Genomic DNA, 13,897 nt, shown 5'->3' with positions numbered 1-13,897 from the left:
GGCGGCCTGCCGGGCGGTCAGTTGCCGGTTGCTCACGTGGCTGACCGGTTCGGCCTCGACCGCCTTGGGCGGTGCGGTGTTGGCGTCGAACACGTAGAACGTGTCCGGGTCGGTGTACGTGGCCTGCTGGCTGGAGACCACGGTGTCGGACCGGGCCGCGCCCAGGTCCGGCCGGGTCGCCGCCTGCGCCACCCCCATCTGCCCGGCCATCACCCCGGCCAGCAGCATCGAGCCGACCAGCCAGCGGGCCAGCCGCTGGCTCGGCCCGGACAACGGCACCGGTGCGGCCAGCACCCCGCCCCGCAGCGCGGCCCCGAGCTCGACCAGCACACAGATCACGAACTGCAGCCAGGCCAGCGCGGCCACCACGACCAGGACCGCCAGCACCTGGGCGATGCCCAGGGTGCCGGACAGGGTCAGCTCCTCGGACAGCCTGCCGTCGGCCAGCAGCGGGGCGGCGAGCACGTACAACCCCACCGGTACCCCGGCCACCAGAGCGAGCAGGGCGAGCGCGGAGAACACGGCGCCCACCCGGGAACGCCGGGGCGCGGGGCCGGAGTCCCGCGCCTGCTGGGTGAACCGGCCGGCACCCGTTGCCGCCCGGTCCGCGGAATGCGCCGTCATGGCAAGCCCTCCCCGGTGATGCCCACCGCGGGCCGGGCCTGGCCCTGGGCGGTCACGGTGAAACTGTTGAAGAAGATCAGGGACAGCAGTGCGGTCTTCTGCTCGATCGTCGCGCGCACCGCCACCTGCTCGGTGTCGGCCGAGATGGTCACCCCGGAGGCCGGGTAGTCGCGGGCGGCGAGGAACTCACCGGCCGCGGCCCGGGCCGCCTCGGGGTCGATCAGGACCGTCCCGCTCTCGCGGAGCGTGTCCACCTGGATCTCGCGGGCGCCGGCGCGCGCGGCCTGCTCCACGTCGTCCGTCACCCGCTGGCGGGCGTTGATCGCCAGCCCGCCGTCCACCACCAGTCCGGCCAGCACGAGCAGCACCACCGCGAACGCCACCACGAAAACCGTTGCCTGACCGGAGTCGTCACCGCTGAACCGAAGCTGTCTGCTCACGGGGCACCGCCGGTGCGCCGGTAGATGTCCAGCGGCGCCGAGCTGGAGGCGCGTACCGAGACCGTGCCGGGCAGGCCCAGCAGTCCCAGGTCGTCCACCGGTACCCGGCAGCTCAGTTCCGTCTCGATCGTGCCGCCCGCGACGAACTCACCGCTCAGCCCGACCGCCTCACAGGTCCAGCGCCCGCCCAGCGAGGCGTTCGCGGTCTGCGTGGCCGCCGCCCGGGCCGAGCCCAGGTCACGTTCCAGCGACGCCGCCCGGACCGCGTCCCGGCTCGCCGCCTCCACCTCACCGCGCACCGCCACGTACCGGCCGAACGCCACCACCAGCAGCAGGAAGGCCACCAGCAGAGGGGTGATCAGGACGATCTCGACCGACATCGAGCCGGTCTCGGCGCACCGGTGGCCCGGGCGCGGGTTCCTCAGCCGGATTCTCACAGGTCCGGCCGGAATTCCTCGACCGGTCCCTGCACGACCTGCTCGATCCGCAGGCCGGGGATGCCGGGCACCACCTGCACGCCGCGACCGGTCACCACCGCCCGCACCTCGTCCGCCCCGACCGCGGAGACCTGGACCGTCACACCCTCGATCACGCCCTGGCCCACCTGCGCCGCGTAGGCCCGGCCGCGCGCCTCGGCCGCACCGGCGTCCTGGGTGGTCCGGGCCACCCGGGCCGCCTCCCGGGCCGCCGCCGAGGCCGCCTGGTTGCCCAGGAACAGCAGAGCGGCCTGCACGGTGGCGAAGATGACGAACAGCAGCAGGGGCATGTACAGCGCCAGCTCGATCGTGCTGGCACCCCGGTCCCGGCCGGCCCGGACACCGCTTAGGGCGTGCCACCGTCGAGGTTGATGCTGTCGGCCTTCGACCGCAGCTTCTCCAGCAGCACGGCGCCCACGGCCGCGGCGATCCCGACCAGCAGGGCCGAGATCACCACCCACTCCACCACCGAGGCACCCCGGTCGCGCGGTCCGCGCACCACCCGGCTGCGTGCGGCGTCGATCCGGCCCCGGATCACCATCTCCCCGTACCCCGCCGCAGTGGCCGGGTCGAAGCGGAAAGGTCCGCTCTTCATCTGGAGTCTCCTTCATCGCGTTGCTTCAGGTTCCGCTCAGGACCCGGACGATCGCCGGGTAGATCAGGAAGATCAGGAAGCCCACCGCCAGCAGGAGCTGGGCGATGAGCATGGACTGGGACCGGGCCTGGGCCCGGCCCTCCGCGTCGGCCATTTCTCGACGACGCATCGAGGCCGCTCGCGCGGCCAGGGACTCCCGGACCTTCGCCCCGTCGTCCGCCACCAGTTCCAGAGCCGCGCCCAGGTCGCTCAGCTCCGCCACCGCGGTCTCCTCGCCCAGCCGGCTCAGGGCCGACCACGGGGTCACACCCTGCAGCCGGGCGATGGCCAGGGTGTCGCGCAGCCGGACCATCGCCCAGCCGTCGCTGACCGAGGAGGCCGAGTTGAGGGCCTCCGGAACGCCCCGCCCGCCGGACAGGTTCAGCGCCACCAGATCGAGGAACGAGCCGACCACGTGGCGGAAGTCGCGCCGCCGGATCGCCGCCCGCTGCCCGGCCTGCAGGGTGGGCAGGAAGGTGCCGATCACCAGCCCGCTCAGGCCCAGGAACACCGGCGTGGTCACCGGCAGCCCGCCGAGGAGCCCGACCACCAGGCTGCCGAGGACGAACGGCACGGCCGCGCCGACCGCCGCGCCGAGCAGGCTGTAGGCCAGGTGGGTCTCGATCGGGCGGTCGATCAGGGAGAGGTCGGCGCGCAACCCCGCAGGCAGCCGCACCCCGGAAAGCTCCAGTTGCCGCCGGATCTGACGGCCTACGGACGAGGTGAGCCGACTACCGCTGTTGGTGGTGGTCCGGGTCTGGGCGACGCCGACGGCCTTGAGGCGTTCGGCGTCCAGGGCGGCCAGCGTGCCCGGCGCACCGGACCCGCGCATGGCCGGCCGGGCGAAGGCCAGCACCAGCAGCAGCAGCCCGGTCCCGGCCAGCGCCCCGGCCAGCACGATCGCGATCATCGGGGCACCCCCCGGGTCATCGGGTCGGTGGTGGCGTTGCCGCTGTGCATGAAGCGTTCCGGAAGGTCGTAGGCGGCCAGCTGTTTCAACCAGAAGAAGCCCGCGGCGAAGAAGCCCACCACGATCGCCAGCACGACCTGCCCGGCCGGGCTCTGGTAGGGCTGCACGTAGCCCGGGTTGAAGGTGCGCAGCCCGAGCACGAACAGCAGGGTCACCGCGACCACGATCTGCACACTGCGCCGGGTCGCGGCCCGGCCGGCGGTGACCCGGCCCCGCATCTCCACCTCGGCCCGCACCGACTCGGACAGGCTGGTCAGCACGTGCCGCAGCCCGGGCCCGCGCAGCCGCGAGTTCAGCAGCAGCGCGGCCACCACCAGGTCGGCGCTGGCGTCGTCGAGGTCGTCGGCCAGCCGGTGCAGCGCGGTCGGCAGCGGCACCCGCACCCGCAACCGGTCGGCCAGGGTGACGATCTCGTCGGCGATCGGCGCCGGGGCGGCCCGGGAGGTGGCGATCACCGCCTGCTCCAGACCGACCGCACCGGCGATCGTGTCCCGCAGCGACTCCGTCCACAGGGCCAGGGCCTCCAGCCGGTCGGCCTGCTGCCGCTCCTGCCGGGCCCCGCCCATCAGCGCGGGCCAGGCCAGGATCATCGTCACGGCGGCGATCGCGGCCACCGGCCAGGCGGTGATCAGCAGGGTGAACACCCCGGCGAGAACGGCGATCGGCAGCCGGGTGCCGAAACCGCGCAGCCGGCGCACGGTCCGGTCGGAGAGCGTGCGGGTGTCGGTGCCCCCGGTGTGGCGCTCGCGCCGCAGCATCGAGTCGAGCAGCAGCGCGAGGCCGGCGCCGGCCAGGGCACCGGCCGCGATCACGGCCGCCACCGGGCCGGTGGTCAGGTCCTGGATCATCCCGGCCACCCCCCTTGGGCGGGCACACTGCTCATCGCGGCCGGGTCGTAGCCCGCGGCGATCAGTTCGTCGATGCAGGCGATCGGGGCCGCCGGAACCGCGCGACCGTCGGTGCCGGGCTGGAACACCTCGCTCGAGAGCACCCGGCCGTCCACCCCGTTGACCTCGCGCACGCTGGTCACGATCCGGCGCAGCCGCCCGCCCTCGGCGTAGTCGTTGCGGCGCTCGACGAACACCACGAAGTCGATCGCCCCGGCGATCAGCATCATCGTGGCCTCGGTGGGCAGACGCTCGGCCGACTGGATCGCGTAGGTGCAGATCCGGTTGAACACCTCCAGCGCCGAGTTGGCGTGGATCGTGGAGAGGGAGCCGTCGTTGCCCTGGCTCATCGCGTTCAGCATGGTCACGATCTCGTCGCCGAGCACCTCACCGACGATCACCCGGCTCGGGTTCATCCGGAGCGAGCGGCGCACCAGGTCGGCCATCCCGATCGCGCCCTGGCCCTCGGAGTTGGGCAGGCGCTCCTCCAGCGGCACCACGTTCGGGTGCAGGTCGGCGAACTCGCCCAGACCCAGCTCGAGCGACCGCTCCACGGTGATCAGCCGCTCGGTGGCCGGGATCTCGTGGGCGAGGGCGCGCAGCATGGTGGTCTTACCGGCGTTGGTGGCGCCCGCGATCATGATGTTCTTGCGGGCCAGCACGGCCGCCGCCAGGAACGAGGCCAGCTCGGGAGTGAGCGACTCGTTGGCCACCAGCTGGTCCAGCGTCACCCGGGAGAGCCGGGAACGGCGGATCGAGATGGCCGGCCGCGGGCAGACCCCCATCACCGCAGAGAGCCGGGAGCCGTCCGGCAGGCGCAGGTCGAGCTGCGGGTTGGCGACGTCGAACGAGCGGCTGGTCAGCCCGGAGTAGGCGCCGAGCAACTGGACCAGCTCGATCAGCTCGTCGTCGGACTCCGCGACCGGGGGCATCGCCACCTCCCGGCCGTCCGCGTAGCCGACGAAAACCTGGTCACAGCCGTTGATGTCGATGTTCTCGACCAGCGGGTCGTCGAGCAGCGGCTGCAGCCGGCCCACACCGAACAGGGCGGCGTGGATGCCCTCGGCGAGCTCGGTCTCCTCGTCCGCCTCCGGAGGGGTGCGGCCCAGCGAGAGTTCCGAGCGGGCATGCAGATCCAGCACCCGGCCGATCACCGCCCGGGCGTACTGGCGCTCGTCCTCGGCGCTCATCGGGGCGGCCCCGGTGAGGGCGTCCTCGCGGCGCTGCTGGGCCAGGAGGTCGGCCACCTCTTCGCGGAGGCGGCGTACGACCCGTTGGTCGATGGCCATCAGCGACCTCCTTCCGGAGGCTCCGGCGAGTCGGCGGCGCCCTCGTAGCGCTCGGGCGGCTCGTACGGGTCGCGGACCAGGCGCACGATTGCGGTGTCGCGGTCGTCGTCCTCAGTCGATTTCGGGGCTGCCTCCACCGAGGAGTCGATGACCGGGCCGGCCGCTTCGCTCACAGAGGTGTCACTGGGCGTGTCCGTGGATGTTTCGTTCTCCGTGGGCGTTCCGGCCGAACGCAGGTGTCCGGCCCAGGTGCCCGAACCGTCGGTTCCACGCCGGGCCCGGTCACGGATCTCGCGCAGGATGTCGGTGCGGTCGACCGGCAACGACGACACGGTCGCCGGCTCGGAGGCCCCTAGGGACGAGGAGTCCGAGGAGACGGAGACGGGGGTGGGCATCGAGGTCGGCACGGAGGAGGGCAGCAGCGGGAGGTCGGAAGGCGGTACGTCGGGCGGGATCCAGCCGGTGCCGTTGTCCCGCCGTTCGGGTGAAGGTTCCGGGAAACCCCTGGTCTCGGCCAGTTTCGGGTCGCGGCGGGGGAGCGGGGGGAGCTCGTCCTCCGGGGCCGCTGGTTCTGGGGCCGGTGGCTCGGTCAGGTTGCGAGTGGCCCGCGGCTGCGTGCCCTCGCCCTGATCCTTGGCCCAGCCCCAACCCAGGGCATCGTTGTTGGCGGGCTTCGCCTGAGTCGGTTCAGGCGTGTCGGTGCCCGCATTGCGCTCCTGCAGCCAGGTGCCCCCGACCGGCGTTCCCTCCCCGGCCTGATTTCCGTAGTCCGCGCTACCGTGCGTCTTCTCGTTCTCTTCCGAGGGCATCACATGACGCCTGGCCCGGCGACGTTCGCTGGTCTGGAGCGTGCCCGGGTCGCGCCCGAAGGCAGCCCGGCGAGAGCGGGTGTGACGCAGTTCGTCAGGGGCCTCGTTGTCCGGGGCCGGGCTCGGCGCCTCGGGGGTGTGCGGGGTCGCGATCGGCGGAGTGGTCAGACCGGCGAAACCCCGCACACTAGGGGTGGTCTTGGGAGCCTCGACGGTCTCCGGCTCCGGTTCCGGCTGCTGCTCGACGGGGGCAGGGGTGTACACGCCGGGAGCGACGGTCAGGGGGAGCAGGTTCGGGTCTTCGTCCACCGGTGGGGCGTCGCCGAAGAACGAGTTCTGCCTGCGCAGCGGCAGTGTCTGTTCGCCAGTGGTCTCCGAGGTGGTTTCGTTCCGGGACCGGGCTCGACGTTCGCTCCGGCTCCCGAGGCGAGCCCCGATCCGGGAGCCTGGGCGCAGTTCCGGCGCCGGCCTTGTGCCGGTGGCGGGCAGTTCGACGATTTGAGGACGTGGGTGTGCGGCGACGTCGGTCGGTGCCAGGGCCGCTGTGGTCGAGGGAGGCGAGGTGATCGGGCCGTCCGAGGTCGCTGCGGTTGTCGGGGTGGCTGCAGTGGTCGGGGCAGGTAGGCCGGTTGCGGTGGCCGGGCTGGCTGGGGGGTCCGAGAGAGCTTGGTGGCCTGAAAGGGCTTGATGACTCGACAGGGCCTGGTGAGCCGCAATGGTCTGGTCCGACGGGTCGGCCGCGCTGGCCTGGTGTCCCGCGAGGGGCTGGTTCGTCAGGTTTTCCGGGGTATCCGGCCTGGCCTGGCCCATCGAGGTGGCCTGGCCGGTCGTGGTGACATCACCGGTCTGGTAGGGCGAAAAGGCTTCGTGGGCCGGGCTGGTCGAGGTGGTCTGCCCGGTTGGGGGGACCGGAGTGCTCGGGTAGGCCGACTCGGTCGGGGTGGCCTGGTCGTTCGGTCGGGACGAGATGGCCTCGTGGGCCGGGCTGGTCGAGGTGATCTGGCCGGTCGGGTGGGCTGGGGTGCTGAGGTAGGCCGAGCCGGCCGGGGTTGCCTGGCCGGCCAGGTGGGCCGGGCTGCCTGGTGCGGCTTGGTCGGTTTGGTCGGCCGGGCTGGCTGGGGTGGCCGGGCCGGTTGAGGTGGCCTGGCCGCCGAGGTGGGCCGAGGAGAACCGGTGGGCCGCGCTGGTCGGGTGGACCTCGCTGGGCTGGTGGGCCGGGCTGATCGCTGCGGCGGTGGTCGCGCTGATCGTGGCCGCGGTGGCCGGGATCGGGGTCGGCGCGATCGCGGGCGGGACGGTGACCTTGCCTCGTGGTTCGGCGAAGAGGTTCACCTCCGGCTCTGGGGTGAGCGGGGACGCCCCGGCCGGGTTCGCGGTCTGGGACGCGGATGGCCGGGCTGATGTCCGCGTCGATGTCTGGGTCGAGTTCCCGGCTGGGGTCTGGGGCGAGGGCTGGCCGGGTGACTGAGCCGATGACTGGGCGGGGGGCTGAGTCGGAGCCTGGGGTGAGGTCTGGGGTGGGGTGGTGAATCGGCTGGGGCGGGGAGCCTCGACCGGGCCGGACAGTTCCGGGATCGAACCTGCGAGCAGGCTGACCGAGGGCAGCAGCGAGCGCACCGACCGGATCAGGGTGGAGCGGGCCAGTCGGCTGCGGTTCATCCCACGTAGCGCCTCGGCCCCCTTCTGGTCGAGCGCCACCGTGCCGAGCACCGGTACGCCTACCCCCGACGAGTGCAGCAACTGCTCGGTCCGGCCCGCCACCGCGCGGTCCCGCTCCGGCGCCACAAGGACCACACCGATCTGCGCACGCCCCGCAAACCGCCCTGGCACTGCACTGTTCAGGAATCGCAGACGCTCTCTCAGGTGCGCCAGCTCCTCCAGTTCCGGACGGGCCACCACGATCACCGCGTCCGCCTGGTGCAGTACCGGCATGGTGGGCGAGGCCGGCCCGACCCGGCCGCAGTCGGCGAACACGGTGCGCCCGGCCTCCGACAGGGCCCGGGCCAGCGGGCTCCACAGCGGGCCCAGACCCCCGGCCTGCTCGGGGCCGTTGACGCCGAGCAGCAGGTCCAGCCCGCCCCCGGTGACCTGCAGGTGGTCCTCCAGCCGGGTCGGCCCCTCGGGCAGGCCCGGACCGTCGGCCCCCGGCGCCCCCGGGCCCCCCAGGGCGGCCGTGGGCAGCCAGCGGTGGCCGGGCTGGTCCCGGCGCAGACCGGCGACCAGGGAGAGCAGGCCGGTCTCGGCGTCGAGCGGTGCGCCGTCCGGGCGGCGGTAGCGCAGTGCCAGGTCACCGCCGTCCGGGTCGAGGTCGGCGGCGACGGCGCCCGGGGTCAGGGCGGCGAGGGCGACGGTGAGCGTGGTGACGCCCGGCGCGCCCTTGGCGGAGACGAGGACGACCAGCGACATCAGTTGCCCTTCGTGGAGGCCCCGCGTTCCAGAAGCACGAGGCTGATCTGGTCGGCGGCGGCCGCGGCGGCGACCTGGACGGCCTCGTCCCGGCCGACGATGAGGGTCACGACGGTGGAGGTCTCGCCCCCGCCGGAACCGAAGACCCCGTCGTCGGACGTCTTCACCGAGCTCACCGTGGCCCGGGCGGCGACCTCCTCGCCCTTGCCCTCGACCGCGCGCACCACCTGCACGACGTCGCCGGTCTCGAGCCCGCCGGCCGGGTAGCGGCCGGTGCCCAGGGGCACCCCGACCGCGGCCTTGTCCGACTTCAGCAGGCTGGCGGCGGCCAGCATGCCCGGGTCGATCAGCCGCCCGCCGGGGATCTCGGAGCCGGCGAACCGGCCGATCACCTGGTCGGCCTGGTCGGCGGCGATCACCGCGACACCGTCCGAGGCCACCTTGGCCACGGCCAGGTTCTCCGCCGTGATCTGCTGCCCGACCGCGATGTTGGTGCGCGCCACCAGCACGTCCTGCCGCTCGTCGAGCCGCAGCGCGAGCAGGCCGGCCACGGCCGCCCCGAGAACGATGAGGAGCACCGCGAGCACGGCCAGGCCGGGTCGGCGGGTGCCCGGGGGGCGTGGCAGCCGCTCGGTGGCGGGGCGCCCGCGCGCGGGATCGGGCCGGCCGCCGGACCGGCCGTCGGCCGAGTCCCGGCCCCGGACGTCGGTGCGTTCCTGCGTGCTCAAGAGCTCTCCTCGGTCACCCGGCCCGAATCGTTACCGAATGGTTTGTTCTTGATCTTCCGGTCTGGTCTGATGGGCGCTCCGATCACGCAGCCGACACGCCTCGGTGCTGATCGCGATCACCCGTGACGCCAATGCTCTGGGCACTCCACGAAGCGTGACGATAATGCCATCTTGAGGCACCTTATGCACTAATCGGGATGTCATGGTTAGGAAACGATTGATGCGGCGATTCGCGTCGACTGGGCGATAAGCCCTACTTGTGAGTACAGAAGGAGCCGGAGCTGGCATGAAGCGCCTTCCAGGCGTGGTATACGCAGCCTTCGCGGTAGCGGTGCTGTCCCTCGCGAGCCTCACCGCGTGCGGTTCGGACAACCCGTACGACCTGCCCGAATACCAGTCCGGGCAGGCGTCCGGAGCGATGGGTCCCGGCCCGGAGTCCCAGGCCGGAGACCAGAGCGGCGAGAACGACCCGAGCGGCTCGGGCGGGGGCGAGAAGAACGCGACCTCGTCGCCCACCGGGAGCGGTCCGGTACCCACCGCTTCCCCGTTGTCCAGCCCGGCGTCCACTGCTGTCACCTACACGCCGGCCGACGTGGCCGGCGAGGGTGCCTGGGTGGAGAAGGGCAAGGTGAAGGCGCGCACCCGGCAGGCCCGCGGCGCGGTCGAGGCGGTCGTCGGGTACATGGCCCAGCGCGTGCAGTTGTCCAACACCTGGCAGGTCGACGAGAACGGCCTGGCTGCCGTCGCCACCGGCCAGGCGGTGAGCAGTGCCCGGGAACGGGCCCTCAGTCAGCAGGCCGCCGGCCGTCGCTCCACCGGCCGGTTCGTCGTGAACGTCTCGTCGGTGAAGGTCCGGGGAGACCTCGCCACCGTGACCGGTTGCCACTTCGACTCCACCGCCGAGGTGGACGAGAACGGCCATGTGCTCGTGCCGCCTCCCGGAGGAGTGCTGATCAGCATGAAAGTGAAGTTCGCGCAGGGGGTCTGGCGGGTCACGTCGTGGCCCGAGAAGAAGGTCCCGGCTTGTTCGGGGTGGCAGAAGTGAGCGGCCGGCGCCTCGCGGCGGCGGTGGCGGTGGCCGCGGTACCGCTGGCCGTGCTGGCCCCGGCCACGGGGGCGCGGGCCGACCAGACCCCGGGCGAGGTCGAGCCCGGGGGGTACTCGGTGTCGGTGCAGGTGCACTTCAGCGGCAATGCCGCCCCGGGCGGTGGCGAGGGCGGGGGCAGCACGATCTCGGTGAATCTGCACCCGGTCTGCTGGTGGGAGCCGGCCACCGGCAACTACCAGGACGCGGCCGCCATGCTCGACTGGTACGACGGGGTGACCGGGGGCGTACAGAGCCCGGGCATCTTCGACCAGTACGGCACCCGCCAGGTCTGGGAGGACGCAGCCGCCCGCGAGGCGGCCGGTCAGGACCTGTCCTGGTACAAGGCCTACTGCAAGGACCCGCGCGACTACGTCGACTACGGCCTCGGCGCCGAGGACTACGGCGACGACAACCCGATCGCCGGCGAGAACGACAACTGGTCGATCTTCCTCTACCGCGCCTTCGGGGCCGGGGCCCCGGTCCCCGCGCCGATGGTGACGCCGGAGGAACTGGCCGAGGCCGCGCGCGACAACCTGCAGATCCCCGATCCCGACATCGAACGCAACCCCAAGGTCCGCGACACCGACGACGCCACGCTGGTCGGCCTGCCCACGTTCTTCTGGGTCACCGATCCGGAGGCGGTCGGCGGCGAGGCCGGGGAGCGGTTCATCCGGGCCGAGGTGGTCGGGGCCGCAGATCCGGTCTGGGCCGAGGTCACCGCCACCACCGGCGGCCTCAACCTCGACTGGCCCGGTGGGCACAAGCTCTGCCCGCCCGAGGTCGCGTTGCGCGAGTACGCGCCCGGTCTCGACGAGGACGGGGCCTGCACGGTCGAGTTCACCCGCGCCTCAACCGGTTACCCCGGGGGCTACCCGGTGCAGGCGTCCACCGCGTGGGCGGCCGAGTGGGTGGGTTCCGACGGCGGCGGGGGTGACCTCGCGCCGCTGGCCAACGAGATCACCGAGCTGATCCCGGTGGCCGAGGTGCAGAACGTGGTGGAGCCCTGACAGACCTTCAGGAGGTCGGCGGGCGGGACGGGGCCGGGTAACCGACGTCGTCCCACCCGATCGGCCAGGCGTACGGCTCGGCCGGCGGGGCGGGGTCGGGCGGCCGGTTGACCGCAGCCATCCGTACCGCCGCGACCGAGCGGGACAGCTTCTCGGCCCAGGCCGCCTCCACCAGGTCCGGCCGGATCCCGTCCAGCACCGGCGACTGGGCCCGGCGGAAGGCGATCTCGCCCTCGGAGTCGCACAGCACCACGGCCCGGCAGACCTCCGGCAGGGCCTGCTCGTCCTCGTCCAGGCAGATGGCGTGAACCCCCGCGTTGGCGCCCTCTTCCAGCAGGGGCAGCACGCCCGGCACCTCGGACAGCCGGCGGATGCCGTCGAAGACCACGACGACCTCGGGCGAGGCCGTCACCCGCTGGCCCGGGGGCAGGCGCTGCCGCAGGCGCTCGTCGATCAGGCTGCCCAGTTCCAGCAGCCGCCGCTCGATCGAGTCGTGGTCGTTGCCGATCAGCACCGACACCCCCGAGGCCTCGTCCGGCCGGGCGTGCGGCAGCCGGGACACCCACTCCCAGCGCCGGCGGGCGGCGTAGTCGTGCCCGGTGAGCACGGCGATCCGCAGCTCCCGCGGAGCGTGGAAAGCCGCGCACTGGGCCAGCAACCAGCGTGTCGTGCCGAAGGCGACCGACGGTTTGCCGACCACGCCGAGCACACCGACCGCCTGCAGGTTCAGCGTGACCGGGACATCGGCGAGCAGACTGGGCAGGGTCTCGGGCGGCTGCGTGCGAAAACGCGTGGGTCCGCCCCGTAGCGGAGCTCCGGAGTCGCGGTCGTCGATGACCGTGCGCGGCGGTTGCGGGGCCAGCCCGAGCCGCAGTTGCAGCCAGTCGTCGTCGAGCGGAAGTCGTTCCCACAGGCGGCGTCCCGGCCCGACCGCGCTCAGCAGCGTGACCGCCGGATCGGGCGTGGCCTCCCGTCGCTCGCGGGTCTCCCGGGCCAGCGTGCTCAGGATCTCTTCCCGCGTCTTCTCCCGGTCCCGCAGCCACTGGTCGAGCAGCCGCCGCTGTTCCCGGCCCGGGACCGAACGGCCGCCGGCCGGGCGGGCGGGCAGGACGAACCGCGCGCCGCTGCGGGGCCGGGCCGAACGGGTGTGCCGGAACAACTCCAGCCCCAGACCGCCTTCGAACGCCTGGAAGTCGGCATCCGCCTCACTGATCGCGGTCAGCTCCAGGACGGTCTGCGAGACCTGCAGGTACACCCCGTGCGGCCACTCGCACCGCTCGCCCCGTTCCTGCCCGTCGAGCCGGAAGGTGCTGCCGGCGCCCGGAATCACCTCCACCTGACCGCCCGGCCGGGCGCTCACCGTGAGCGCGTCGGCCGGCAGGTCCGCATCCGGCAGGTCGAGCCCGGGCGCCTCGTGACCGATCACCGTCTGCCCGAGCCCCAGCCGGTGCACCCGTCCCGCCCCCGGGCCGTTCACCACCCGGATCTCGGCCACCCCGGTGGGCGGGGGCGTGGGGTGCTCCTCGTGTGCGTGCAGCTCGATGACACAGCCCGGCCGGACCCCGGCCGAGCGCAACGTGTCCCCGGCCTCGGCCACCTCGGCCCGCCGCCCGTCCACCCACACCGCGAGCCGCCCCGCCTGGGCCGGATCGGTGTCGTCGTCGAGCGCCGCCAGCAGGTGGGGGAGCAGCGCCGCCAGCGCGGATTCCGGATGTGCGTCGACGAGCGCCTCGGTCTGGGTACCGGCCGCCCTCCCGTCCCGCAGCGTGACAGCGAACCTCACTAGCGACCCCCAGCCGTGTGGCGTCTGCAGTCCCCGAGCGCCCGAATATGCCACGAAGCAGCGGTGCGTACCAGTCTGTGAGTGTTCGCCCGACCACGATGGGTGGTGCGGGCGGGGCATCGGTCAGCCGGTGCGGGGGCCCGGGCCCACCGGACTCAGGCAGCTCTCGTCCGGCTCGGTGGCCCAGAGCGAGCACTCCACCCGGATCACCGTGTGCACCAGTGTGCCCAGGGCACTGATCAGTTCATCGTCGGGCGGCTCGGCCCCGGCCAGCCAGAAGCGCACCGGTGCTTCGTGGAAGACGTCCTGGTGCGGCGGGATCTCGAAGTTCTCGGCCCGGCGCAGCTCGTGCCCGAGGCAGACCAGGGCGGAGGCGAGCAGGAACGCCAGGCGGGCCCAGCCGCGGTCGGAGCCGGGGTGGTAGCCGGGCGGGGGATCGATGAACAGCTCGGGCAGGCCGGCCCACCAGAGACCGTTGGTGTGCACCCGGCGCAGCCGCTGCCCCGCCCCCGAGGCCACGTCCAGCTGGATCTGCGGCACGCCCGCCGCCCCTGGGCCGGCCTCGGCCCGGTCGGCCTGGTCGGCCAGCTCGGGCGAGTCCGGCAGCTGGGCCAGATGGTCGAGGTAGCGCTGCATTTCGTGGTTGGTCATCGAAAGGTCCTTCCCCCGGTAGCTTCCGCTGGGACCAAGGGTGGACCGGTCGCCGAGACCGCCCCGAAAGTTGTCCACAGAATCGCGGCCTGTGGACGAACCGGCC

At 73.0% G+C, this 13,897-nt stretch carries 13 protein-coding genes; 2 read left to right on the top strand and 11 right to left on the bottom strand.

Annotated elements, in window-relative coordinates:
- Nucleotides 1-620: 620 nt before the first annotated feature.
- From QSK18_RS23205 to QSK18_RS23165, 9 genes are read right to left on the bottom strand one after another with little or no spacing between them, the layout of a single operon-like run.
- A complete protein-coding gene (locus QSK18_RS23205) occupies nucleotides 621-1,064 on the bottom strand; it encodes a pilus assembly protein TadG-related protein (RefSeq protein WP_232809956.1) in 444 nt (147 codons plus the stop codon).
- The gene (locus QSK18_RS23200; RefSeq protein WP_232809957.1) at nucleotides 1,061-1,444 is read right to left on the bottom strand and encodes a TadE/TadG family type IV pilus assembly protein; all 384 of its coding nucleotides are present in this window, start codon (nucleotides 1,442-1,444) and stop codon (nucleotides 1,061-1,063) included. The genes QSK18_RS23205 and QSK18_RS23200 overlap by 4 nt, the downstream gene beginning before the upstream one ends.
- Nucleotides 1,445-1,497: 53 nt before the next feature.
- Nucleotides 1,498-2,001, bottom strand: a complete 504-nt coding sequence (locus QSK18_RS23195; RefSeq protein WP_285623175.1) for a TadE/TadG family type IV pilus assembly protein — start codon at nucleotides 1,999-2,001, stop codon at nucleotides 1,498-1,500.
- Nucleotides 1,887-2,135 carry a hypothetical protein gene (locus tag QSK18_RS23190; RefSeq protein ID WP_232809959.1) on the bottom strand — a complete coding sequence of 83 codons (249 nt, stop codon included), beginning with the start codon at nucleotides 2,133-2,135 and terminating at the stop codon, nucleotides 1,887-1,889. The genes QSK18_RS23195 and QSK18_RS23190 overlap by 115 nt, the downstream gene beginning before the upstream one ends.
- A gap of 25 nt (nucleotides 2,136-2,160) precedes the next feature.
- Nucleotides 2,161-3,084 (bottom strand): type II secretion system F family protein, encoded by a 924-nt coding sequence (locus QSK18_RS23185; RefSeq protein ID WP_232809960.1) that lies wholly within the window; start codon nucleotides 3,082-3,084, stop codon nucleotides 2,161-2,163.
- On the bottom strand, nucleotides 3,081-3,992 hold the full coding sequence (locus tag QSK18_RS23180; protein ID WP_232809961.1) for a type II secretion system F family protein: 912 nt from the start codon (nucleotides 3,990-3,992) through the stop codon (nucleotides 3,081-3,083). Before QSK18_RS23180 ends, QSK18_RS23185 begins: the two co-directional genes overlap by 4 nt.
- Nucleotides 3,989-5,320, bottom strand: a complete 1,332-nt coding sequence (locus QSK18_RS23175; RefSeq protein WP_232809962.1) for a TadA family conjugal transfer-associated ATPase — start codon at nucleotides 5,318-5,320, stop codon at nucleotides 3,989-3,991. The genes QSK18_RS23180 and QSK18_RS23175 overlap by 4 nt, the downstream gene beginning before the upstream one ends.
- Nucleotides 5,320-8,535, bottom strand: a complete 3,216-nt coding sequence (locus QSK18_RS23170; RefSeq protein ID WP_285623168.1) for a CpaE/TadZ family protein — start codon at nucleotides 8,533-8,535, stop codon at nucleotides 5,320-5,322. Before QSK18_RS23170 ends, QSK18_RS23175 begins: the two co-directional genes overlap by 1 nt.
- Nucleotides 8,535-9,263, bottom strand: a complete 729-nt coding sequence (locus QSK18_RS23165; RefSeq protein WP_232809964.1) for an SAF domain-containing protein — start codon at nucleotides 9,261-9,263, stop codon at nucleotides 8,535-8,537. The genes QSK18_RS23170 and QSK18_RS23165 overlap by 1 nt, the downstream gene beginning before the upstream one ends.
- Before the next feature lie 286 nt (nucleotides 9,264-9,549).
- Between QSK18_RS23165 and QSK18_RS23160 the strand changes: the two genes are divergently transcribed.
- Nucleotides 9,550-10,308, top strand: coding sequence for a hypothetical protein (locus QSK18_RS23160; protein ID WP_285623165.1), 759 nt, complete (start codon nucleotides 9,550-9,552; stop codon nucleotides 10,306-10,308).
- On the top strand, nucleotides 10,305-11,357 hold the full coding sequence (locus tag QSK18_RS23155; RefSeq protein ID WP_232809966.1) for a hypothetical protein: 1,053 nt from the start codon (nucleotides 10,305-10,307) through the stop codon (nucleotides 11,355-11,357). Before QSK18_RS23160 ends, QSK18_RS23155 begins: the two co-directional genes overlap by 4 nt.
- A gap of 7 nt (nucleotides 11,358-11,364) precedes the next feature.
- On the opposite strand, the gene QSK18_RS23150 is transcribed toward QSK18_RS23155, so the two are convergent.
- Nucleotides 11,365-13,140, bottom strand: a complete 1,776-nt coding sequence (locus QSK18_RS23150; RefSeq protein ID WP_285623162.1) for a hypothetical protein — start codon at nucleotides 13,138-13,140, stop codon at nucleotides 11,365-11,367.
- 123 nt (nucleotides 13,141-13,263) lie between these two features.
- Nucleotides 13,264-13,791: a hypothetical protein gene (locus QSK18_RS23145; RefSeq protein ID WP_232809968.1), complete on the bottom strand. Its 528-nt coding sequence runs from the start codon at nucleotides 13,789-13,791 to the stop codon at nucleotides 13,264-13,266.
- Nucleotides 13,792-13,897: the final 106 nt, after the last annotated feature.

Origin of the sequence: Kineosporia sp. NBRC 101677, assembly GCF_030269265.1 — a bacterium.
GTDB classification, from domain to species: domain Bacteria; phylum Actinomycetota; class Actinomycetes; order Actinomycetales; family Kineosporiaceae; genus Kineosporia; species Kineosporia rhizophila.
The sequence above is the reverse complement of the archived record's forward strand: the minus strand, read 5'-3'. Positions and strand labels throughout refer to the sequence as shown.